This is a genomic window from Flavobacterium sp. R1_16 (assembly GCF_057652095.1).
In genome coordinates this window covers 166,014-189,818 of sequence record NZ_JBYFCG010000002.1, presented here as the reverse complement: position 1 = coordinate 189,818, position 23,805 = coordinate 166,014, and the positions used below count along the sequence as shown (strand labels likewise).

17 protein-coding genes are annotated in these 23,805 nt (G+C 34.6%); 4 read left to right on the top strand and 13 right to left on the bottom strand.

Annotated elements, in window-relative coordinates; genetic code table 11:
• Positions 1 to 9: 9 nt before the first annotated feature.
• Both AC23L6_RS05235 and AC23L6_RS05230 read right to left on the bottom strand, forming a co-directional pair.
• Complete coding sequence (locus AC23L6_RS05235; RefSeq protein ID WP_487561077.1) at positions 10 to 1,209, bottom strand: aspartate aminotransferase family protein; 1,200 nt, start codon at positions 1,207 to 1,209, stop codon at positions 10 to 12.
• A gap of 5 nt (positions 1,210 to 1,214) precedes the next feature.
• Entirely contained in the window at positions 1,215 to 2,861 is a 1,647-nt protein-coding gene (locus tag AC23L6_RS05230) for an OstA-like protein (RefSeq protein ID WP_487561078.1), read from the bottom strand.
• A 132-nt stretch (positions 2,862 to 2,993) separates the two neighbouring features.
• On the opposite strand from AC23L6_RS05230, the gene AC23L6_RS05225 reads away from it, so the two are divergent.
• The gene (locus AC23L6_RS05225; protein WP_487561079.1) at positions 2,994 to 4,865 is read left to right on the top strand and encodes an alpha-amylase family protein; all 1,872 of its coding nucleotides are present in this window, start codon (positions 2,994 to 2,996) and stop codon (positions 4,863 to 4,865) included.
• 111 nt (positions 4,866 to 4,976) lie between these two features.
• Positions 4,977 to 7,193 (top strand): T9SS type A sorting domain-containing protein, encoded by a 2,217-nt coding sequence (locus AC23L6_RS05220; RefSeq protein WP_487561080.1) that lies wholly within the window; start codon positions 4,977 to 4,979, stop codon positions 7,191 to 7,193.
• A 35-nt stretch (positions 7,194 to 7,228) separates the two neighbouring features.
• On the opposite strand, the gene nhaA is transcribed toward AC23L6_RS05220, so the two are convergent.
• The 6 genes from nhaA to AC23L6_RS05190 form a co-directional block, all read right to left on the bottom strand.
• Positions 7,229 to 8,362: a Na+/H+ antiporter NhaA gene (nhaA, locus tag AC23L6_RS05215; RefSeq protein WP_487561081.1), complete on the bottom strand. Its 1,134-nt coding sequence runs from the start codon at positions 8,360 to 8,362 to the stop codon at positions 7,229 to 7,231.
• A gap of 125 nt (positions 8,363 to 8,487) precedes the next feature.
• Positions 8,488 to 9,759, bottom strand: a complete 1,272-nt coding sequence (locus AC23L6_RS05210; RefSeq protein WP_487561083.1) for an adenylosuccinate synthase — start codon at positions 9,757 to 9,759, stop codon at positions 8,488 to 8,490.
• A gap of 34 nt (positions 9,760 to 9,793) precedes the next feature.
• The gene (locus AC23L6_RS05205) at positions 9,794 to 10,246 is read right to left on the bottom strand and encodes a Fur family transcriptional regulator (RefSeq protein ID WP_487561084.1); all 453 of its coding nucleotides are present in this window, start codon (positions 10,244 to 10,246) and stop codon (positions 9,794 to 9,796) included.
• Positions 10,247 to 10,312: 66 nt separating this feature from the next.
• Entirely contained in the window at positions 10,313 to 12,529 is a 2,217-nt protein-coding gene (locus tag AC23L6_RS05200) for a RelA/SpoT family protein (protein ID WP_487561085.1), read from the bottom strand.
• Between the two features lie 63 nt (positions 12,530 to 12,592).
• On the bottom strand, positions 12,593 to 13,387 hold the full coding sequence (locus AC23L6_RS05195; RefSeq protein ID WP_487561086.1) for a TrmH family RNA methyltransferase: 795 nt from the start codon (positions 13,385 to 13,387) through the stop codon (positions 12,593 to 12,595).
• A gap of 77 nt (positions 13,388 to 13,464) precedes the next feature.
• Entirely contained in the window at positions 13,465 to 14,655 is a 1,191-nt protein-coding gene (locus AC23L6_RS05190) for a T9SS type B sorting domain-containing protein (RefSeq protein ID WP_487561087.1), read from the bottom strand.
• Positions 14,656 to 14,776: 121 nt separating this feature from the next.
• Here AC23L6_RS05190 and AC23L6_RS05185 point away from each other — a divergent pair, with 121 nt between their 5' ends.
• Complete coding sequence (locus AC23L6_RS05185; RefSeq protein ID WP_487561088.1) at positions 14,777 to 15,763, top strand: GNAT family N-acetyltransferase; 987 nt, start codon at positions 14,777 to 14,779, stop codon at positions 15,761 to 15,763.
• Between the two features lie 47 nt (positions 15,764 to 15,810).
• Positions 15,811 to 17,034, top strand: coding sequence for an O-antigen translocase (locus AC23L6_RS05180; RefSeq protein ID WP_487570228.1), 1,224 nt, complete (start codon positions 15,811 to 15,813; stop codon positions 17,032 to 17,034).
• Positions 17,035 to 17,215: 181 nt separating this feature from the next.
• Here the strand turns inward: AC23L6_RS05180 and AC23L6_RS05175 are convergent, their stop codons facing one another.
• The 5 genes from AC23L6_RS05175 to hsdR form a co-directional block, all read right to left on the bottom strand.
• Complete coding sequence (locus tag AC23L6_RS05175) at positions 17,216 to 17,452, bottom strand: hypothetical protein (protein ID WP_487561091.1); 237 nt, start codon at positions 17,450 to 17,452, stop codon at positions 17,216 to 17,218.
• A gap of 152 nt (positions 17,453 to 17,604) precedes the next feature.
• On the bottom strand, positions 17,605 to 18,909 hold the full coding sequence (locus AC23L6_RS05170; RefSeq protein ID WP_487561092.1) for a restriction endonuclease subunit S: 1,305 nt from the start codon (positions 18,907 to 18,909) through the stop codon (positions 17,605 to 17,607).
• A complete protein-coding gene (locus AC23L6_RS05165) occupies positions 18,906 to 20,342 on the bottom strand; it encodes a class I SAM-dependent DNA methyltransferase (protein ID WP_487561093.1) in 1,437 nt (478 codons plus the stop codon). The genes AC23L6_RS05170 and AC23L6_RS05165 overlap by 4 nt, the downstream gene beginning before the upstream one ends.
• A gap of 295 nt (positions 20,343 to 20,637) precedes the next feature.
• Positions 20,638 to 21,093, bottom strand: coding sequence for an IS200/IS605 family transposase (gene tnpA, locus AC23L6_RS05160; protein WP_487561094.1), 456 nt, complete (start codon positions 21,091 to 21,093; stop codon positions 20,638 to 20,640).
• Positions 21,094 to 23,472: an EcoAI/FtnUII family type I restriction enzme subunit R gene (gene hsdR, locus AC23L6_RS05155; protein WP_487561243.1), complete on the bottom strand. Its 2,379-nt coding sequence runs from the start codon at positions 23,470 to 23,472 to the stop codon at positions 21,094 to 21,096.
• Positions 23,473 to 23,805: the final 333 nt, after the last annotated feature.

The window sequence follows — 23,805 nt, the reverse complement described above, 5'->3', positions numbered from 1 at the left end:
ACGGAACAGTTAATTATTCTTTGCTTCGTTCCTATAAACTTCATCTAGGGCTTCAAGAAGTATAGCGCAACCTTCTTGAATTTCTTCCATAGAAATAGTTAATGGTGGTGTAATTCGTATTGCACAACCTTCAAAGAGCAACCAAAACAGAATCAATCCTTTGTCTTGACATTTGAATATTACCGAATTGGTAATTTCGGGACTTTCAGTCATTGCCGCCAACATTAATCCTTTCCCTCTAATTTCTTTTATCAAAGGATGTACCAAAAGAGATCGGAAGAGTTTTTCTTTTTCTAAAGTTTCTTGCATGAGCTCGGTTTCAGTGATTTCCTGCAAGGTAGCGAGACATGCAGCCGCTATGACAGGATGCCCGCCAAAAGTGGTGATATGTCCTAGTTTTGGGTTGTTACTCAATAAATCCATGTGTGCAGCCGAGGCAACAAAAGCACCAACGGGCATTCCGCCACCCATACCTTTTCCTAAGATCAAGATATCGGGTACAACATTATAATTCTGAAAACCGAATAATTTTCCTGTTCTACCAAATCCTGGCTGAATTTCATCAATGAGCAATAGCGTACCTACTTCGTCACAGCGTTGTCTTACTTTTACTAAAAAGTCATTTTCCGGTTGAATGAATCCAGCACCACCTTGAATGCTTTCTAGAATAATTCCAGCGGTTTTAGTAGTTATTTTTTGAATATCGGCTTCATTGTTAAAGGTTATAAAATCGACATCTTGAATTAATGGACCAAAAATTTGTTTCCGTTCTTCAAATCCCATCACGCTCATAGACCCCATGGTATTGCCGTGATAGGCATTGTTACAAGAAATGAATTGACTTCTTCCAGTAACACGTCTTGCCAATTTCAGCGCGCCTTCTGTAGCCTCTGTACCTGAATTGACCAAATAGGTTTTTTCTAAGGGTTGGGGCAGGAGTGAGGCTAATAATTTGCAATAAGCTACAGCTGGACTTTGAGAATATTCGCCATAAACCATAACATGTGAATATTTGTTCAATTGGTTTTTTATGGCATCATTTACCCTTTTATTTTGATGACCTAGAGAACAGGCAGAAACTCCAGCTACAAAGTCTAAATATTTTTTGTTATTGGTATCATAAATATAGGAACCTATAGCATGTGAAATCTCCATACCCAAAGGATAAGGTGAAGTTTGTGCTTGGTATTTGAGAAAATCAGAATTCACTTTAATTATTTAATCATTGGTTTTGGACTTGGATTATTTTTGTCATAATCTAGGGTTTCCTTTCTTACCTTCATCGGGACGTTTTCCTTTGCCATTTCTGCTTTACTGGCTTTGATAATTTTATCGTTGAGTTCGTTTTCCTCTGGTGGAAAAATATCGTCTTTAGTTCTAATCCGTTCATCGCCACGCCAAACAAAACCCCTGAGTTTTCTCGCATTCTCGGGTAAGTCTTTTTCTGGATAGATATCACCATCAACAGAGGTGAAGAACGTCATGGTGTCAATTGTGTTTCCTTCTAAAGTTAGATTGATTTTACTACTAACGTTTTTATTAATGCCAATGAGTTCATGAGCGTCATTTCGCAAGTAATAAATCACTTCGGTATTTTTAATAATATCAGCTTCATAGAGTTTATTATCTTTAAATTTTCCGAAAAGATTTTGACCTTTTACTTGATTGTAACCTGTGCCCAGACTATCTTTTGAAACCAAAAAAACATTGTTTAGTACCTTGAGAGAATCTAGTTTTTCTGTAGCATCATTTCCTATGAGATGCATCACATCGCCAGTCATTTGATTGTCAAAGTTCCAAAGTATGGGTTTGCCAATCAGTTGTGTGATATTTGTTTTTTGGCTGGAATGAATAGAGTCACATTTGCCACTCAAATCTGTTTTATAAAATCGAGCATTGTTGTAGGCTCTCACAATTCTATTGTCAGGTTTACCAGTAACCATCAATACTTTTCCATGAATATAAACAGAATCTTTATCAACTAGATTGATGGCGACAGCTCTTTTAGTGACGAACATAGAGTCTTTTTGTTTGTACACTTCGGCATAATGCCCTTTGATAATGCCTTTGTTGATAGTATCTGTAATCTTTACATTATTGGTTGCCGACGCAAATTCTTTGTTTCTATTGTAAAACAAACTATCACCTTCTATCAATCTGTCCTTGTATTTGATGTAAGATTTCCGGAGAAAGTGACCAACATTTTTCTTGCTATCGTAGAACCCTTTTTCGGTGTAAATAAAATTGTCTTTGCTCGTAATGGTGGAAGGACCAAAAAGATAAGAATGTCCTGAATTGTTGTAGTAATCCAAATGATTGGATTTAACCACATATTTTGGGTTGGTAATAGTAACTGCAGTTAGAAATTGAAACTTTTTTTCTTTAGCATAATACCGACCCGATTTACTTTTTAAAACATTGTCTTTGTTCACAATAGTTCCGTTAGTATTGTAGTAGGCTTCTTGTTTGTTGCGGTCAAAGTTTAAAGTATCGGTAGCTAAGGACATATCTGGAGAACGCAAAACAACATTTCCAGTGGCATAGGCTTGTTTTACATTACCATTGTATTCAGCATATTTACTGTTCAAATACAGCGTGTCACCTTGAACCATTTGTACATTTCCAAAAGCTTTGACATAGTTTTCTTTTTGAAAATAATAGGCTTTATTGCACGTCATAATGGCTCCGTCATGGTTGATACGTACATTTCCGGTAAGCAAAAAAGCGTCGGGAATTTCTGTTTGATTGACATCGGCAAAATCAGAATATTCAATGATAATTTTTTTGGGAGTTTGTGCCAAAAGACTTTGTATTCCAACTAAAAAGAAGCAACTAAACAGTAAAAAATGTGTTTTTTTCAACGGTTTTAATTTTTGCCAAATTTATAAAAAAGCAAACAAGGAAAATCGTTATTAAGAATAATTTATTAGTTGATACAAACTAAGCGTATTTTTTTATATTTGTCAGGTTCACTTTATCTAATTAAAGAAATTATGAAAAAATTAATTCTGTTTGCATTAGTGGTTCTATCCCTATCGGCGAATGCTCAAAACAAAAAAAGTAAAAAAATGGTTAAGAATAAGAAAGAAGTGGTTACAGAAAAAAAAGCAGTAGTATATCAAGTATTTACACGATTATTTGGAAACAAAAATACAACCAATAAACCTTGGGGAACCATAGAAGAAAATGGTGTTGGGAAATTTAATGATTTTACGGATAAAGCACTTACGGAAATAAAAAAACTAGGAATTACTCACATTTGGTACACGGGAGTACCCCATCATGCATTGGTTAGAGATTATACCGCCATAGGCATTTCAAATGATGATCCTGAAGTGGTAAAAGGACGTGCGGGTTCGCCTTATGCCGTAAAAGATTATTATAATGTGAACCCAGATTTGGCGGTGAATCCAGCCAAAAGATTGGAAGAATTTGAAGCCTTGATTGCTCGTACGCACAAAAACGGATTGAAAGTTATTATCGATATTGTTCCCAATCACATTGCTAGAAAATATGAGGGGAAAAGCAATCCGAAAGGGGTTCGTGATTTTGGTGCCGATGACAATACTTCAGTAGAATACGACAGAAATAACAACTTTTATTACATTCCTGGACAAGCCTTTCAAGTACCAACATCGGATAATTATAAACCTTTAAATGGAGAAAAAAATCCTTTGATTGACGGAAAGTTTGAAGAAAATCCAGCCAAATGGACAGGTAATGGTTCTCGTCTTGCCAAGCCAGATATTAATGATTGGTATGAAACCGTAAAAATCAATTACGGAATTCGTCCTGACGGGACAAAAGATTTTCCTGAGTTACCAGCAGGTTATGACAAGAAATCGTACAAGGAACATTATACTTTTTGGAAAGACAAGGATGTGCCAAGTTCATGGAAAAAATTCAGAGATATTGCCTTGTATTGGACGGCCAAGGGAGTCGATGGTTTTAGATACGATATGGCCGAAATGGTGCCTTATGAATTTTGGAGTTACATGAATTCGGCCATCAAAACAAAAAATCCGAATGCCTTCTTGATAGCAGAAGTGTACAATCCTAACGAATACCGAAATTATATCCATTTGGGTAAAATGGATTACTTGTATGATAAAGTAGCCTTTTATGATAAGTTAAAAGAAATTATTCAAGGAAAAAGTAATACAGATGGCATTACAGACATACAAAATAGTATGGCCGATATTGAGCACCACATGTTGCACTTCTTAGACAATCATGATGAGCAACGTTTGGCAAGTCCAGAATTTGCAGGTTCACCAGAAAAAGGAAAACCGTTGATGGTGGTATCTGCAACGATTAGCACTTCGCCAACAATGGTCTATTTTGGTCAGGAAGTAGGCGAAGCAGGAAATGAAAATGGCGGTTTCGGAACCCATTCCAGAACCTCTATTTTTGATTATGTGGGCGTTCCTAACCATCAACGTTGGATGAATGGCGGAAAGTTTGATGGCGGACAATTGTCGCAATCTGAAAAAGACTTGCGTGATTTTTACAAACGATTATTGAATTTTACCATTAACAGTTCTGCTTTAATGGGGAAATACCAAGAAATTCATGGTTTGAATCGCTATGCTACTGATGGCTATTATCCAGAAGTCTATTCCTTTGTGCGTTGGTCCGACACTCAAAAATTGATTGTGATTGCTAATTTCTCTGCGGTACACACTAGTCATTTTGATTTGAAAATACCTGCTGATGTTATCAAAGCTTGGAAATTAAAAGATGGCGTTTACCCTATTAAAGACCAGTTGTATGGAAAAAACAGTACACAACTTCAGGTGGTAAACGGAGAAGGAAAAGTACAAATTAGTATAGCACCTTTGGAGTCGTTTATTTATGGGTTGTAGATAAATATAAAAATTGAATTTTATAAGCCTTGCATTTTGTAAGGCTTTTTTATTAAGAAAACCCTGAACTCCTTTTTTAATTTTCATACATTTACGACTTAAACTATTTTTATGAGAAAATTTTACTTTTTAGTATTGGGGTTGTTATTTATTAGTGGAGTTCAGGCTCAGATTGTGAATATTCCTGATGCGAATTTTAAGGCAAAGTTGTTGGCTTCAAGTTCTACTGTGAGTATTGCTTATAATTTTCAAGGGAAACGATTTAAAATTGATGCCAATAATGATCGAGAGATTCAATTAACTGAGGCGCTAAATGTTGGTGAATTGTATATTAATGATTCAAATATTTCTTCTTTAGAAGGATTGTCAAGTTTTACTAACTTAACTAATTTGAATTTTAGCAAAAATAATATTACTTTATTTGATATCACACCTTTAGTTAAACTTACCTATCTAAATTGTTCAGAAACTCAATTGAATTCATTGGATGTAAAACCTTTAATAAATCTTACCACTTTAGATTGTTCTCAAAATTCCCTAAAATCAATAGATGTTAAATCTTTAGTAAATCTTACTTCTTTAAATTGTTCAAAAAACCAACTTACCTCATTAGATATTAATAATTTAGTAAATCTTGGTATTTTGGTCTGTTCATTTAATCAACTTACCTCATTAGATATATCATCCTTAATAAATCTCAGAGCTATTTATTGCGATAATAATCAACTCACCTCATTAGATACAACCCCTTTTGCGTATCTTTATGATTTAAGATGTGCATTTAATTATATTGGGATTTTAAATATTAAGAATAATCCAATATTAAATTTTGCAGTTTCTGATTTTCTATATGATAAAAATTTAATTTACATCTGTGCAAATGACGAACAGATGTCTGAACTTCAATTTTTAATCAATCAGTCAGGTCTCATCAATTTAAATGTCAATACGTATTGTTCTTTTGTGCCGGGAATAGATTATTATACCATTAATGGGAGCTGTAAACTTGATACTAGCGAGGATGGTTGCGATGATGCTGACACAAATTATCCTAATTTAAAAATAGCAATTTTTGATGGTATTAATAATCAAAATTTAATATCAGATTTGAGTGGAAATTACTATTTAAATGTTCGGGCTGGAACATATACTATAACTCCAGTTATTGAAAATCCTTACTATTTCAAAATTTCTCCAGATAATATTGTTGTAACTTTTCCAACAGAAACTAGTTCAGTTTTACATAATTTCTGTTTAATACCAATAAATCATCCTGATTTAGAAGTTACTGTTTTATCCATTATTAGATCAAGACCAGGATTCGATGCTTCTTATAAAATAATCTATAAAAATAAAGGAACAAACACTCAATCTGGTGCTCTAAATCTTACTTTCAATGATGCCGTTTTAGATTTGGTTAGTGCAAATCCTACAGTTACCACCCAAAGTGCAGCTAATTTATCTTGGAATTTTACTGATTTAAAACCTTTTGAAACTAGAGAAATAGAAGTTAATTTCAATGTGAATTCTCCAATGGAAACTCCTGCAGTAAATATCGATGATATATTAAGCTACACAGCTACTATAACTAGTGCTCAAATTGATGAAACACCGACTGACAATACCTTTACATTAAACCAAATTGTAGTGGGTTCTCTAGACCCCAACGACAAAACTTGTCTTGAAGGAACGACCATTCAACCAAGTGCAGTGGGTAAATACGTGCATTACCTAATTCGTTTTGAAAACAAAGGAACCGCTGAGGCGCAAAATGTTGTAGTGAAAGATATGATAGATACAGATAAGTTTGATGTGAATTCACTAGTAGTAACCCAAGGAAGCCATCCTTTTGTTACGAGAATCACAGAAACTAATAAAGTAGAATTTATCTTTGAGAACATCAACTTGCCATTTGATGATGCGACCAATGATGGCTATGTGGCATTCAAAATCAAAACATTACCAAGTTTGGTGGTTGGAGATTCGTTTAGTAACACCGCTAGTATTTATTTTGATTACAATTTTCCAATTGTCACCAATACAGCAACCACTTCGGTATTGCAAAGTTTAGGAAATCAAGATTTTGAGTTTGATTCTTATTTCAGCGTATATCCAAATCCTGCAAAAAACACCTTGAATCTGGATATCAAAAAACAAATCAAGCTATCGTCCATTAGTATTTACAATACATTAGGACAACAAATTCTGGTTATTCCTAACGCACAACAAACCAAACAAGTAGATGTTTCGAGTTTAAAAACAGGAAATTATTTCATTAAACTAACCTCGGATAAAGGAAGTACGATTGGAAAGTTTATAAAGAACTAGTTACACATTCAAAAGCCTTACATCGTAAGGCTTTTTTATTTTCTAAAACTTAACTTCAAAATTATAAATCCAATACTTCCTGCAAGCAATGAAGCCACTAGTATGGCAATCTTAGAAGAGTCAATTACTTCGCCAGCATCAAAAGCAAGAAGAGTGATAAAAATAGACATAGTAAAGCCAATTCCTCCTAAGAATCCAGCTCCAATAATATTTTTCCATTTCAAGTCATTGGGTAGAGCACAGAGTCCTAGAGCAGTTCCTAGAAACGAAAAAAACAAAATTCCAATAGGTTTACCGAGTACCAATCCGAGGATAATTCCAATACTATTTTGATGGGCTAAACCACTCGCCCAATTGGGAGCAATTAGAATACAGGTATTGGCTATAGCAAACAAGGGAAGAATGAAAAAGGCCATAGGTTTGTGTAAAAAATCTTGAAGGATGTAGGAAGTAGATTTCTTATTTCCATTGCCAAAAGGTATAGCAAATGCCACTAAAACGCCCGTAATCGTGGCATGAATCCCAGAGTGAAGCATATAATACCACATAATGACGCCTCCAATCAAATAGGGAATAAGATTCCGTATTTTTATTCTATTAAAAATAAGAAGTACCACCCAAATACCTAAAGCAATCAATAAATTGGTAAAAGCAATAGTTTTAGTATAAAAAATAGCAATGACAAAAATGGCGCCCAAATCGTCTATGACAGCCAAAACAGTAAGAAATACTTTTAAGGAAGTGGGCACTCGATTTCCTAAAAGGGATAGGATACCAACAGCAAAAGCAATATCCGTAGCCATAGGAATCCCAGCTCCAGATTGGGTTGCTGTGCCATAATTGAATACCATAAAAATTCCAGCAGGTAGAAGCATTCCACCAATAGCAGCAATGATAGGCAGTGTAGCATTTTTTAAATTGGAAAGTTCTCCAATGTATATTTCTCGTTCTAATTCTAAACCAATTAATAGGAAGAAAATAGCCATTAAACCGTCATTGATCCAATCCACTAGAGTGTGGCTTCCCATTGATTGATGCCAAAAAGAGATGTAAGAAGCACTCCAAATGGAATTTGCCAATAAAATTGAGATAATCGTAACCAAAACTAAAAGGATTCCTCCAGATTTTTCACTTTCGAAAAATTTAGCAAATAGCCTAGTACTTCTCATTTTTAAAATAGTTTAAGATTAAAAACGCTCTGATTTCTCAAAGCGTCTGTAATTTGTTATCAAACTTTCGTAAGCGTATTAATAAGTTCTAATCAGTAAAATCTGTTTAATCCGTGGCTATATTATTATCTTGTTATAGTTTGTTTTCTATCAGGCCCTACAGATACAATTTTTATAGGAACCTCCAATTCTTTTTCAATATACTCGATGTACTCTTTAAGTTCTATTGGCAATTCATCATAAGTGGTCATGCCTGTCAAATCGGCTTTCCATCCTTTGAATTCTTTATAAACAGCCGTTACATTTTCAGCTTCAATGTTGTAAGGAAAGTGGTTAATGATGTTGCCCTTATAGTTGTAGGAAGTACATACTTTTAAGGTTTCAAAACCAGAAAGGACATCGCCTTTCATCATCATTAATTGAGTAACTCCATTAATTTGAACCGCATATTTTAAAGCCACCAAATCAAGCCAACCACAACGTCTTTTTCTTCCTGTAACAGAACCAAATTCGTTTCCAATTTTTGCCATAGTATCGCCAGCCTCTTCAAAATCCTCAGTAGGGAAGGGGCCACTTCCTACACGAGTAGTATAGGCTTTAAAAATGCCGTACACTTCTTTGATTTTATTGGGTGCAATTCCTAGACCAGTACATGCTCCTGCAGCAGTAGTATTGGAAGAAGTTACAAATGGGTACGTTCCAAAATCAACATCCAATAAAGAACCTTGAGCACCTTCGCAAAGAATAGATTTACCTGCTTTTTGAGCTTGTGCTAAGTATTCTTCGCTGTCAATAAAAGTGAGCTTTTTCATGTCTTCTACAGCTTCGAAGAACTCTTTCTCTAGTTCAGGAAGATTGTATTGAATGTCTACATTGTAAAACTGTATCATTTCCTCGTGCTTGTCTGCCAAAGCTCTGTATCGCTCTTTGAAATCATCCATTTCAATATCACCAATACGTATTCCGTTTCTACCCGTTTTATCCATATAGGTTGGGCCAATTCCTTTAAGGGTAGAGCCAATTTTAGCTTTCCCTTTTGCCGCTTCAGAAGCAGCATCTAGTAGGCGGTGGGTTGGTAAAATTAAGTGGGCTTTTCTAGAAAGGATTAATTTGCTTTTGATATCGAGATTGAATTTAGCCAAACCATCCAATTCTCCTTTAAAAACGACGGGGTCAATTACGACTCCATTTCCAATAATATTAATTGAGTTTTTATGAAAAATTCCAGACGGAATAGTTCTTAAAACGTGTTTGATTCCATCAAATTCTAGAGTGTGCCCTGCATTTGGACCACCTTGAAAACGAGCAATAATGTCATAATTTGAGGTTAAAACGTCAACAATTTTTCCTTTGCCTTCGTCTCCCCATTGTAATCCTAGTAATAAATCTACGGTCATTGTGTGTTGTTAGTTGTTTTGTAGTTAGCTGTTGTTATTCTTTCTTATTGGCATAAAAATATAAGGAGTGATTGTGAATTTCGATACCAAATATTTCTTCTATCGTTTTTTTGATGGTTTGAATTCTTGGGTCACAAAATTCGATTACTTCGCCACTATCGGTCATGATGATGTGGTCGTGTTGTCTGTCAAAATAGGATTTTTCGTAATGCGCTTGATTTTGCCCAAATTGATGTTTGCGAACCAAACCACAGTCTAATAAAAGTTCGATGGTGTTGTATAATGTGGCTCTACTGACCCGATAATTTTTATTTTTCATCTTGATATACAGATTTTCAATATCAAAATGCTCTTCACTATCGTAGATTTCTTGAAGAATGGCATAGCGCTCAGGAGTTTTGCGATGTCCTTTATTTTCAAGATACATCGTAAAAACGTTTTTTACAATTTCTTGGTTTTTGCTGTTATCAACAGATAGTAATGTCATGTGGCAAAGATAATTTTTTTATTTTATAAGTTAAACCATAAACGGTTAAAGTTTACATAGGAAAGCTTAATTTTTATACACTCGGGTCACTTTATCAACACCGTCAATTTTCTTGATGTTTTCTATCATTTTATTCAAGATATTATTGTTTTGAACGATTACCGCTACCTTACCTTTAAAAATGCCAGCTTCACCGCTCAAAGAAATACTCTGAATATTTACATTCATATTGTTAGAAATGACCTTTGTCAATTTGTTAGTAAGCCCAATAGTATCCATTCCTGTAATATTCAAAACGGCTTTAAATTCTTGTTGGGTAGAATCAATCCATTTCGCTAAAATAATGCGGTAGGCATAATTAGATTGCATACTGATGGCATTTGGACAATCTTTTTTGTGGACTTTAATTCCTTCGTTTATGGTTACAAATCCAAAAACTTCATCGCCAGGAATGGGGTTGCAACAATTAGACAATTTGTAATCTAGTTTGTCTTGATCCACACCAAAAACCAATAAATCGTAATTTTTGCTTAACGAGGGTTTGTGTAAGTCAGGATTTGTAGTAGGGGTACGTTTAATTTTACTTTTGAAGAAATTCATCAAGGTATTGCTTTTTTGAGCCGCATAATCCTTGAGTTGTTGATTTTCAATAGAACCGATACCCATTCTGTAATATAAATCTAGACTTGTTTTTAGGCTGAAAAAATTAACGAGTTCATTAATAACTTGTTCGTTGACTGTGACTTTTAGGTGTCGGAGTTTTCTGGTCAATATTTCTTTTCCTTCTTCAGCAATTTTCTTGGTATTCTCATTGAGAATATTTCTGATTTTATTTTTTGCTCTTGAAGTAGTTACATAATCCAACCAATGTGAGGTGGGTTTTTGGTTTGGAGAAGTGATTACTTCAATTTGGTCTCCACTTTTCAGTTCAGTGTTCAAAGGAACTAACTTTCCATTTACTCTTGTTCCTCTGGTTTTAATCCCAATTTCGGAGTGAATACTGAAAGCAAAATCGAGAGAGGTAGCTCCTTTTGGTAAGGACTTTATTTCTCCCTTAGGGGTAAAGACGAAGATTTCTTTAGAATACAGATTCATTTTAAAATCTTCGACAAAATCTACGGCATTGGTTTCTGAGCTTTCCAATGCTTCTTTCAAAAGATTCAGCCAAATATCCAATCCGCTTTCCTCAGTAGCGCCATTTTTATATTTGTAATGGGCAGCATATCCTTTTTCAGCAATTTCATCCATTCGCTCACTTCTCACTTGAATTTCGACCCATCTTCCTTTTGGTCCCATTACCGTAATATGTAGCGCTTCGTATCCTGTCGATTTGGGAGACGAAATCCAATCACGCAATCGACTCGGGCTCGGTCTGTAATGGTCAGTAACTATAGAATAGATTTTCCAAGCTAAGAATTTTTCATCATGAGGATTGGACTTGTAAACGATTCGCAAAGCAAATTTGTCATAGACTTCATCAAAACTTACATTTTGTGCCAACATTTTCCTGCGAATAGAATAAATGGATTTCGGACGGCCTTTTATAATGTAATCAATCCCTTCTTCATCAAGTGATTTTTTGAGCACTTCAGAAATGGCACTAATGTAGGCATCTTGCTCTTCTTTGGTTTCTTTGATTTTACTTACAATGTCATTATACACCTTGGGCTCGGTATATTTTAACCCTAAATCTTCCAATTTGGTTTTTATATTGTATAGACCTAAACGATGAGCAAGCGGTGCATAAATATACAAGGTTTCAGAGGCAATCTTAGTTTGCTTGTCCTCTTGCATGGATTCCATGGTTTGCATATTGTGCAAACGATCGGCAAGTTTTATCAAAATTACACGCACATCATCATTCAAGGTAAGAATCATTTTTCTGAAATTCTCTGCTTGAATAGAGGCATTTAAATCTTTTTGAACCAAAGATATTTTTGTCAATCCCTCGACAAGTTGAGCCACTTTAGGGTTAAATAATTTTTCAATGTCTTGAATAGTGATAGGAGTATCTTCTACAACATCATGAAGCAAAGCCGCAGCGATTGATGTAGCTCCTAAACCAATTTCTGAAGCAACAATTTTAGCAACAGCTATTGGATGAAATATATAAGCCTCACCCGATTTACGGCGTTGATCTTGATGTGCATCAACAGCCACATCAAATGCTTTCCGAATGAGTTTCTTATCTTCAGCAGTGAGTGTTTGATAGCTAATGCGAAGTAATTCTTTGTATTCCTTGGCAATCGCTTTATTTTCTTTTTCTATATCAATTTCAGGCATAGTCTATGAGAATTCTAATTTCTAAAAATAGAAAGAAGATTCGAGATATGCAAGAGTTGGTTTTTAAATGCTAAAGTTACGCTGTCTCTTAGCTTCAAAAATTAAGATGGCAGCAGCAACAGACACATTCATACTGTCAATTTCGCCTTGCATGGGAATAATGATGTTTTGAGTGGCTTGTTCACGCCATTCTTCGGTAAGGCCTGTAGCTTCAGTTCCAACGACTAGAGCTGTAGGCTTTGTAAAATCTTGGGTATGATAAGGAGTTGAGTTTTGTAAAGTAGCACAATAGAAATTAATGTTTCTCTTTTTTAGAAAATCAATAATTTCAGTGGTAGTGCCAGTGGCAATTTGATTGGTAAAAAGACATCCTACACTAGAGCGAACACTATTAGGATTGTATAAATCACTTTTAGGGTTGGCTATAATCACAGCATCGAGGTGAGCAGCATCGGCGGTACGCAACAAAGCACCAATATTGCCTGGTTTTTCGGGAGCCTCAGCAATTAGAATCAAAGGATTTTTAGATAATTTTAAATCAGATAGTTGATGTGATTTGCTTTTTGCAACAGCTAATATACCTTCTGTGGTATCTCTGTAAGCGAGTTTTTGATACACCTCTTTTGAAATGGCAATGCATTCAATTTGATTTTTAGAAAATTCAGCGATTTGAGTTTCTGAAATGAATTCGGGTAGAAACAAAATGGTTTCAATTTCGTAATTTCCTTTTAAGGCGAGTGTAATTTCGCGTTGTCCTTCAATCAAAAAAGTTCCAGATTGTTTTCGCGCTTTTGCCTTTTCTTGCAATAAGACCAAGGATTTTATGAATGGATTTTGTACAGATGTAATGAGTTTCATTTGGATGGAAAAGTTGCAAAGCGTCAAAGTTACAAAGGTTTTTGCATTTCAATACGAATAAATAGTGGTTTTAAAATTTATCTCGTCAAAAACAAATACCCAACAAGAGGTTTTGAATAATCGGGGTCATTTAAATCTAAAACATAATAGTAGGTACCTTCCGGGACTTCTGAATTGTTTAATAGCATGCCTTGATTAGCATGTCCATCCCAATCAGGCGAGTTGATATCGCCTGTCCAAACTAATGTTCCCCATCTATTGTAAATAGAAATTGTAAAATTGGGATAGTTACTTCGCAATCCTTTTATGGTGAAGCTATCATTAACAGTATCATTGTTAGCGGATACAAAATTGTATACAGTAAAAGGGAAATAGCTGGTCAATTTTGTAACTATGGCATTAATCATCACAAAATCGCGATTTGAGGTGAGTTCAATTTGAGCTTTTGTATCCCCAACAGAGATATTATTTTCAATGTTGTATACATCTAAATCCATATTGAATAAGGTATCGGTTCCTAAAAAACTATTGGTCCCGTTAAATGCATTGTTCCCGGGATTTAGCGGAGGGTTATCCATTAAATTCCCGTTGATATATAGTGATTCACCTTCAGCAATATTTTTATCTCCTTCCCAAGCTACAAAACCTATTTTTGCGTCTTTATTGTCAATAACATTGAGGTTATCAAGTTTAATTTGTATCGCATCAGGCACCGATTGCATACCATCATACACATTGAGTTGATTGAGAGGTAAAGCATCGTTTTTATAAATTAGTACGATAGCCCAACCACCAAAATTTCCTCCAAACGGACAGTAATCATCGATGATATCTGACAAATCTAAATTCGAAAAGGTATAATTGCCATTTCCTGTAGCTTGAATAAAAGAGGTTACATCGGCAAAGGCACTAAAAAACGGAAACCCAAAACTGTTAGAGATACTGAAAGTACGTTGCGCTATTATGTCTTGTCCATTTAGTTTTACCTCAAAATCTCCCGTACCTGAACCCGCCCAATACAAATAGGCATTTTCAATGCGGTCGTCAGGGTTAAGATATAAAGTAGCTGAAGAATTAGATAAAATAGTGCAAGGAGGTTCGGGTAAACCCTCTATATTATTGTTTTCTATGGTATTTAAGGTGTTTCCAACAAACAGAAAATCGTATCTGCCATTGTATTGTTTGTACAGCGAAACATCTTGACCATAAAATGGATAAGAAAGAAGATAACCTACAATAAGAAGGTAATTTTGTAGTTGTACTTTCACAAATGACTATTTATAAGTTTAAAAGTACTCTTTTTTTAATAATTGGGATAAAAATTTCAATAACAATAAAGGCTATAGTTATAAAATAATTACTTAATTTTCGAAAGTTTAATAAAGAAGCGTGAAAAACTACACTATAAAACGATACGAATCTACCGATTATAAGAATTGGAATGTTTTTGTCGATACAGCCAAGAACGCAACCTTTCTTTTTCACAGGGATTTTATGGAATACCATCAGGATAGATTTGAGGACTATTCTTTGATAGTTTTAGATGGAAATAGATGGGTAGCAATTTTGCCAGCAAATGGTGTAGGTACAACTTTATTTTCTCATCAAGGATTGAGTTACGGAGGCTTGGTGTATGACGATAAAGTAAAACTGGCCAATTGTATTGAAATCTTCAAAAAGCTGCTGTTTTTTTTACAATCAAATGGTATAGAAAAGCTTCAGATTAAAATGATTCCTTCCATATATCATAATCAACCAGCCGAAGAGTTGAACTATGCTCTTTTCTTAGTCAATGCTACATTAATCAGAAGGGATTCACTTTCTGTAATCGACAGATTATTTACCAATACATTATCTACCGTTAGACAACGCGGTATTAAGTCGGGAATTAAAAATCAGTTAGTGATTAAAGAAGTAGCCTCTTTTGATGATTTTTGGGAAAAGGTTTTGGTTCCCAATTTAGAAATTAAGTTTGATGTAAAACCAGTTCACAGTTTGGAGGAAATAACCAAATTAAAAAGGTTGTTCCCTAACAATATCAGGCAATTCAATGTCTATCATGAGGGAGATATAATTGCAGGGACTACTATTTTTGAGAGTAAAAATGTGGCTCATTGCCAATACATTTCAACCCAAAAAAGTAAAAAAGAGTTAGGGGGATTGGATTATTTATTCAATTATTTGATTACGGATGTCTTTAAATCAAAGCAATTTTTTGATTTTGGGAATTCCAATATCAACTCAGGAAGGAATTTAAACAGTGGTTTATCCTATTGGAAAGAAAGTTTTGGTGCGGGAACGGTAGTACATGATTATTATGAAGTAGAAACTTCCAAATATAGCCTATTGGATAATTCATTAACAAACGGAATTTGAGTTCAATAAAACGCATAGTAAGAACGCCCTTGTTCAAAGTAACTTCTTTGAACAGCATTAGTGTGATGCTGAAAATAGGGATAGGATTACTAACATCCAAAATACTAGCTATTTTTGTTGGTCCTTCTGGAATGGCATTGATAGGAAACCTGAGAAATTTTCTCACCTCATTAGAAAACATAACAACCTTAGGTTTTCAGAATGGCATTGTAAAATACATTGTTGACCACAAAGACGACAAACAGGAGTTAAAGAAGATAGTATCCACCGTGTTTTTTACTCTCTTATTTGTGGCTTTAGCTCTCAGTGGGTTTTTATTTTTCTTGGCATCCTATTGGAATCAATTTGTTTTTGGCAAATATTCGGTATACGAGAACATTTTCAAAATCCTTGCGCTTGCCTTGCCTTGGTATGCCGTAACGGTCTTTTTATTGGCGGTTATCAATGGTTTTGGCAAATACAAAAATGTAATATACATCAACATAATTGGCAATGCCATTGGATTGGTTTTTTCGGTTTTTATGATTTGGAAATTCAGCACCTTTGGTGCGCTGCTTTCTATTATTATTCCACCATCATTGTTGTTTTTTGTAGCCTTCTATTTTATCAACAAAGAGATTGCTTTTCTAAAAACCATATCCTTTTCTCTTTTTGATTTTCAAATTATAAAGAATTTATCTTCCTATTCTTTAATGGCATTGGTTTCCTCAGTAATTGGTCCCTTGGTATTTTTAGCCATTCGAAATACTATTATTCACTCTCTCGGAATCGAACAAGCGGGTTACTGGGAATCAATGAACCGAATAGCGACCTATTATTTTATGTTCGTTTCAACCATTTTGTCGGTCTATTTTTTACCGAGATTGGCATTTGTAACCTCAAGAGAAGCGACCAAAAAAGTATTTTGGAGTTATTACAAAGGCATAGTTCCTTTTTTTATCGCTGGTTTGGTACTGCTCTATTTTTTAAGAGTTTACATTGTTAGTCTGCTATTTACTAAAGATTTTCTTCCCGTTACCGACTTGTTTTTTTGGCAATTCATTGGGGACATATTTAAGGTATTGTCGCTTATTTTAGGCAACCAGTTTTTTGCAAAAAAATTGACCTTCGCCTTCATTACAACCGAGTTTATGTCCTTGACGTTTATGTACCTTTTAAGTACCAATTTAATACCGCTTTTCGGAATTCAAGGCGTTGTTATGGCCCATGCCATCAATTATTGCATTTATTTCACAGTATTGTGTTGCTATTTCAGAAAGAGTCTGTTTTAAATCATGTAGCATCATAAATTAGTATTAAATACCTTCAATTTTGTAATAGGAGGTATACAATTACCGTCACTAAAGTGATAAATTATTGGAAGCAAAATAATTTAAACGCACTTATTGTATACAAGAAAGCCGAAACTACATGTTTCGGCTTTTCCTTTGTTTAGCAAATGGGAAGATTTCCTTACTGAATAAACCGGAATTTATTTTTAAAATAAAATCCAACTAGTGGCAATGGTAGTCTCACACCATAAAAGGCACTAATTAGTCCGGCAATCCAAAGTACAACCAATCCCATGTTGTTCAGTAACAGTAATGTGATAAAGTCAGGGTCAATAAATAGCGGCAAAGTAAATAGTATATTGGTAATGACTCCTAAAGTAGCCAATCCAAATGACTGTTCTAAATGAAACTTAGCCAATGAAGATTTGGAATTTTTTTTATACGCTATTCCTTTGTGGTATTAAAAAAAGGATAATTCAAAGTAACTTCTAAACTATTCAATTTATCTTTGATAGGACTATCAACGACTAACTTTCTGAAACTTTTAATATCCATACTTTCTATTTTTAATTAAACCTCCTCTTTTGGCTGCAACGCCTCTCTCAAAACCTGCTGCAACAACATTTCATTATACCCTTGACTTTCATTTATACTTTGCTCCAAACCATCACAAAACGCCATTAACTCCTCTAACTTAGCCACAATTTGCTCTTGTTCTTGAAGTGGTGGCATTGGAAAAATTGTGTTTCTCATATCTCCTAATAACAAATTATTAATTGCTGAACCTCTTGACTTTTTTAAAAGTCTTGGTGTTTCGTTAATAATAAAGTTCTCTACAAATCTCATATTAGTGTACTCTTTAATGACTTTAACTACAGCGACACTTTTTTGAAAGGTTGTATTTCTTGTTCTTTCATCTTCAGGAGCAAAAGCGGATTTACCAATTGTAGCACCAGTATTTACTATGCATAAATCACCAGGTTCTAAATTTGTTCTTCTATGAGTTTCAAGGAAATCATCATACGTGATTTGTCGAGCGCCATCATAAATAAATTGCCCATTTTGTATGTCTTTTGCAGATAAGAAATAATATCCTGAATTTGGTTCATTTTTACAATCACCATGTTTTCCATCAGTAATTAAAGTACAAATTTCACCCAATCTACACCACGCCCAATGCTGTGGAATTTCAAAAGGAATTTCATCTTCTGTAATTGGTGGTAACTCTTTTTCTTTTTTAAGTTTTTTCTCGGCAATCAATTGCGTTTTTTCGGCTTTTATTTTTTCAAGGAGTTGTTGTCCTGTTTCTTGAGATGCTGAAACAAGTTCAGCATGACAAAGTTTGCCTTGCATCGCTTCTCGTAAAAACGCTTGACGCAGTTGTTTGATTAGGTCGAGTTGGTGGGTGAGCTCAGAATTTAAATCTATTTTAGAAGATTGCATTTTAACAAACTGATTTTTAGTTCCAACTTGTTTATTAAAATCAAAATAAGGTAATTTATAATTCCCAAATGACTTCATTCCTATTGCTTCCTTAGATGTCCCTGCTTTTGTACTACTTACAATATCATTTTTAAACTCATTAAAAATCATGTGGTAAAACTTCAAATCAATTGGGTAATTTTCAGGATCTTTTGGTGTAATTATGAAACACAAATCACTTGATATAAACTTACCATTTACATAATGCGTTCTTCCTAAAGAACCAGAAGCTGCTGCTGCAAAGACTAATGCTTCACAATCATGTGTGTATTCATTATGTGTTTTCCACTCTGATGAAGCAGTAATAAAGTCAAAATCACCTTCAGTACATTTTGAACTTTGTAAACTACCTTTTTCAAAGTGAAACAAATCATCTATTCGCATTAAACTCATTTCACCGCTTCTTTTAATTGGTTCAACAAAGCATTGCTTTTTTCAAAAGAAGTATGCAGCAGCTCCATTAATTCCGCGCTGTTGTATTCATTGACTTCTTCAACTTTTGTTGGATTTTTAATGTCCAAATCATAATTACGGTCAATGATGGTTTGAATATCTACTTTCCAAGCAATATCACTTTCCTTACGGTCGTTCCACCATTTTTTTATTGGCTCAAACTCTTTGGCTTGTATTGGTTTGGTTTTGTTGTAGGCTTTTTGTCCTTCGGGCAAACGGTGTTCGTAATACCAAACTTCTTTAGTCGGCGTGCCTTTGGTAAAAAACAACAAATTGGTCGCAACTGTGGCATAAGGTTGAAACACCGAGTTAGGCAAACGAATAATGGTATGTAAATTACATTCTTCTAATAGCTTTTGGCGCACACGTTGTTTTACGCCATCACCGGTTAACGAACCATCAGGTAATACAATACCTGCTCTTCCACCTTGTTTTAATAAATGTATCATTAAAATCAGGAACAAGTCGGCACTTTCTTTGGTTCTGTAATTCTGAGGAAAGTTATTTTCGTTATTATTAGCTACAATACCACCAAAGGGTGGGTTGGCTAAAATAGCATTCACACGATGTTTTTCGGTAAAGTTAGAAAGCGGTTGGTCTAACGCATCCCCAAAACGAATGTTGGGTACTTCCATATCGTGTAAAATCAAGTTGGTGGTAGCCAACAAATACGGTAGTGGTTTGTATTCCCAACCCATTACGTTTTCGGCTATGCTCTTGCGGTCTTCTATGCTATTGGCTTGAACTTTTAAATGCTCGATGGCACAGGTTAAATAACCTCCCGTTCCACAAGCGGGGTCTAATATTTTTTCACCCAATTGTGGGTTAATCATTTCGGTAATAAAACTGGTTATGGCTCTAGGCGTATAAAACTCTCCACTTTTACCTGCGCTTTGCAAGCCTTTTAAAATGCTTTCATACAATTCGCCAAACGCGTGTCGGTCTTTGGCAATGTTAAAGTCAATTTCGTTTAGCTTATTCAACACTTTTCTAATGTTGATACCGCTTTTCATGTAGTTGTTGTTTCCTTCAAATACTTCACGTACAATCAGCGCCCTACGATTGCCGTTACTTACATCAATATTGCGCAAGGCAGGAAACAATTGGCGGTCAACAAATTCTAACAATTCATCACCTGTCATGCCTTCATCATCGCCAGCCCAATTGCCTTTGACCTTCACCCAATGAAACAAATCGGGAATAGGCGAGGTGTAATTATCGTCAAGCATTTCGAGCTCTTTATCTTTATCAGAAAATATTTTTAAAAACAGCATCCAACCGAGTTGCTCAATGCGTTGGGCATCACCGTTCAAGCCGGTGTCTTGCCACATGATGTTTTGAATGGATTTTAATATGGAGGAGATGTTGGACATTTAATATTTTATTTATTTTCAATAGGGATGGGTTTTAACCCATCCGATAATAATGTTAATGTTTGTTTTCAATCGGAATGGGTTTTAACCCATTTGATAATATTTATTTTCAACCAGAATGGTTTCAACCCATTTGTATTTTTAATATTTTCAATCATTTAATATATTCATTATATGTTTTTAAAAATTGGGTTAAAACCCAATTTTGGAATTGCAATTTATTTCAAATGGGTTGAAACCCATTTCTATTGATTCCGATTGTCATTTTAATTGGGATGGGTTTTAACCCATCCGATTATTGATTCTGATTCAAATTATCATTAAATTTTTGAAATCCATAAACATCAATCATTTTATTATATTCATCATCAAATGATTTTTTGGAATGATGTGTTTCTTGATTTCGGATATAATTTCTAACATTTTCAATCTTTGATTCTGAAACCGAAACCGCAAAATATTCGTCTTGCCATTCAAATTTCTCCAAAATTAATCTTTGATTGTTAAACCAAAAAGCCGATTCCCCCTTTATCATTTGAATTATTTTCTGAATCGTTTGGTCAGATTTCAATGATACTAAACAATGACAATGGTCATTGTAACCATTAACAAAATCGATAAAAATACCTTTCTCTTTTCCATTTTCTTTGATGTGTTTCCACATTTTCTCTCGCAATTCTAATGTAGTAAGAAATGGAAATCTATTTTTTGTGCTCCAAACAAAATGAATATATACTTTGATGAATGGCATTTACACTTTTCTATACAATTCGTTTTCTAATTCTCTAACGGCTTCTAAATATTTTTGTTTGCTGCCAAATTCATTAATAATTTCAATGGGCGAACCGTATTCATCAAAGGGTTTTACACGTAATACTTCAATACTTTCAATATTTTCAACACCTTCATCGGCATATTTATCCAACAAAGTTTCCAATACTTTTCGGGTTTGTTCTCCATACTTCGTAAAGTAGTTGCGTTTCTTAACATTGTTGGCTCTTTCTTTTCTAGTTAATGGTGGTTGGTCATACGCCACATGACAAATCAAATCAAACAAATCTACTTGTTTGTCAACCGCATCATACAAGGCTTCTACCATAACCCCTTGCTCTTGCAACTCTTTAATAATAGCTTCTTTTTTATCAGCGGTATTCCAAGTCAATAAAAAATCATCTAAAGAAGTAAACTTTTGCTGAATGATGTTTTTAGTATAATCTTTTAAACTAACTGTTATTGGTTTTCCGTAATGGTCAAAATACAATTCTCTACTCACCAAAACGGAAACATCAACACCGTTTACATATTGTTTAGGTCTTGTTTTATATTCTTCACTTCCTGATGGTTCTCTAACTTCTGCGGGAACTAGTATGATTTCTTCACCCGTAATATCATCAATTATTGTAGTGTCTTCTTTTTCTTCATCCTCAACTACAGTACTTAAATCGGTATCTTCGGTTATGGGTTTCACTCGTAATGGGTCACCATCAAAATCAGGGTCGGCAAAATTATCTGTAGCATTTCTAAAGTCTAGAATGGTAAAATACAATTTATTAAACTCTTCATTAATACGAGTACCACGCCCAACAATCTGTTTAAACTTGGTCATCGAGTTAATGTTGGCATCCAACACAATTACTTTACAGGTTTGCGCATCAACACCAGTTGTCATCAATTCAGAGGTTGTAGCAATAACGGGATATTTTTCTTCAGGGTTTATGAAGTTGTCCAATTCCCGTTTTCCTTCATCATTGTCGCCAGTTATTTGCATAACATATTTGTAGTTTTCAGCAACCAAGTCAGCATTGTGTCTAGTGATGGCATTACGCATACGTTCAGCATGGTCAATATCTACGCAAAAGATAATTGTTTTCGCAAAACGGTCAAATCCTTTTAGGTATTCTGTTACCTTTTTGGCTACAGCATCGGTGCGTTCTTCAATAACTAAACTTCTATCAAAGTCTTTTCTATTGTAGATTCTATCTTCAATTTCGTTGCCTTCCTTGTCCGTTTTCCCTTGTTCTGGTCGGTAGCCTTCGGCATCCACATTCAAAGCTACGCGAATCACTTTATAGGGTGCCAAGAAACCGTCATCAATACCTTGTTTTAAAGAATAGGTATATACTGGTTCTCCAAAATATTCCGTATTACTGGTTTCTTTGGTTTCCTTTGGTGTAGCAGTCAAACCAATGTGGGTGGCTTTACTGAAATAAGTTAATATTTCTCTCCAAGCACTATCTTCTTTGGCACTTCCTCTGTGGCACTCATCAATAATAATTAAATCAAAAAAGTCAGGAGAAAACTGCTTGTACGCATTGGCATCTTCATCAGCACCCGATAAACCTTGATACAATGCTAGATAAATTTCATAACTCTTGTCAATCATGCGGTTTTTGACTACCGTCATTTTATCCTTAAAATGTTTGAAATCGCCACGTTTGGTTTGGTCAATCAAAGCATTTCTATCCGCAAGAAATAAGATTCTTTTTTTAGCACCACTTTTCCAAAGTCGATGTATAATCTGAAAAGCGGTATAAGTCTTTCCTGTACCCGTTGCCATTACAAGCAAAATTCTATTTTGTCCGTTGGCTATGGCTTCTACCGTTCTATTTACAGCTATCTGTTGGTAATAGCGAGGCTTTCTTCCTGAGCCATCCGAGAAGTATTTTTGCAAAGCAATCTTTTCACCCTCAGCCGTTACGATTCCTTTATACTGTTTGTATTTCATCCACAATACTTCGGGTGTCGGAAAGTTTTCTAAAGACAACTCCGTTTCAATGGTTTCATCCGTAGCCGTTCGGTCATGAAATACAAATCCGTCACCATTGCTACTAAAAACACAAGGAATATCTAATATTCGAGCATAATTCAGACCTTGTTGAATACCAGCTCTAACCGAATGTTTATTGTCTTTTGCTTCTATAATCGCAATAGGATTATCTTGATAATAAAGAATGAAATCGGCACGTTTACGTTCTCCTCTAGCGGTTAATTTACCACGTACATATATTTTACCATCAGTAAAAGATACTTGCTCCAATACTTGGGTATGCAAGTTCCAACCTGCTTTCAGAATAGCTGGTAGTACAAATTTTGAACAGATGTCTTGTTCAGAAAGATTCTTTTTTTCTATCATTTAAACGGTAAACAAAGTAAATACTGTATCGAAATAATTAAATCACAATTAATTTAAATGTAAAGTATATAAAACCTTTTTACTATTATTCTTAATTTTAATTGTGATTCACTTATTTCCCAAACATACTAAAATAAACTTAGTCTTACAATAGCTGAAATCATTGATTTTTATAGTAAATAAGTAGAGCAAAACAGTGGAGCCACGCGACCAAAAAATCAATAAACAAAGCGATAAAGTTATCAACAAAAACCGCCACTTTTTGAAACATTTTACTACTTTTAACCCAAGTTTGAAGCGAATAACTGGAATTATTCGAGGTCTTACAAT

Excerpts from the sequence above, each read along its gene's own strand:
- AC23L6_RS05165 (WP_487561093.1), bottom strand. The coding sequence starts at position 20,342 with ATGTCCAACATCTCCTCCATATTAAAATCCATTCAAAACATCATGTGG.
- AC23L6_RS05200 (WP_487561085.1), bottom strand. The coding sequence starts at position 12,529 with ATGCCTGAAATTGATATAGAAAAAGAAAATAAAGCGATTGCCAAGGAA.
- AC23L6_RS05170 (WP_487561092.1), bottom strand. The coding sequence starts at position 18,909 with ATGAGTTTAATGCGAATAGATGATTTGTTTCACTTTGAAAAAGGTAGT.
- tnpA (WP_487561094.1), bottom strand. The coding sequence starts at position 21,093 with ATGCCATTCATCAAAGTATATATTCATTTTGTTTGGAGCACAAAAAAT.
- nhaA (WP_487561081.1), bottom strand. The coding sequence starts at position 8,362 with ATGAGAAGTACTAGGCTATTTGCTAAATTTTTCGAAAGTGAAAAATCT.
- AC23L6_RS05220 (WP_487561080.1), top strand. The coding sequence starts at position 4,977 with ATGAGAAAATTTTACTTTTTAGTATTGGGGTTGTTATTTATTAGTGGA.
- AC23L6_RS05210 (WP_487561083.1), bottom strand. The coding sequence starts at position 9,759 with ATGACCGTAGATTTATTACTAGGATTACAATGGGGAGACGAAGGCAAA.
- AC23L6_RS05205 (WP_487561084.1), bottom strand. The coding sequence starts at position 10,246 with ATGACATTACTATCTGTTGATAACAGCAAAAACCAAGAAATTGTAAAA.
- AC23L6_RS05195 (WP_487561086.1), bottom strand. The coding sequence starts at position 13,387 with ATGAAACTCATTACATCTGTACAAAATCCATTCATAAAATCCTTGGTC.
- AC23L6_RS05225 (WP_487561079.1), top strand. The coding sequence starts at position 2,994 with ATGAAAAAATTAATTCTGTTTGCATTAGTGGTTCTATCCCTATCGGCG.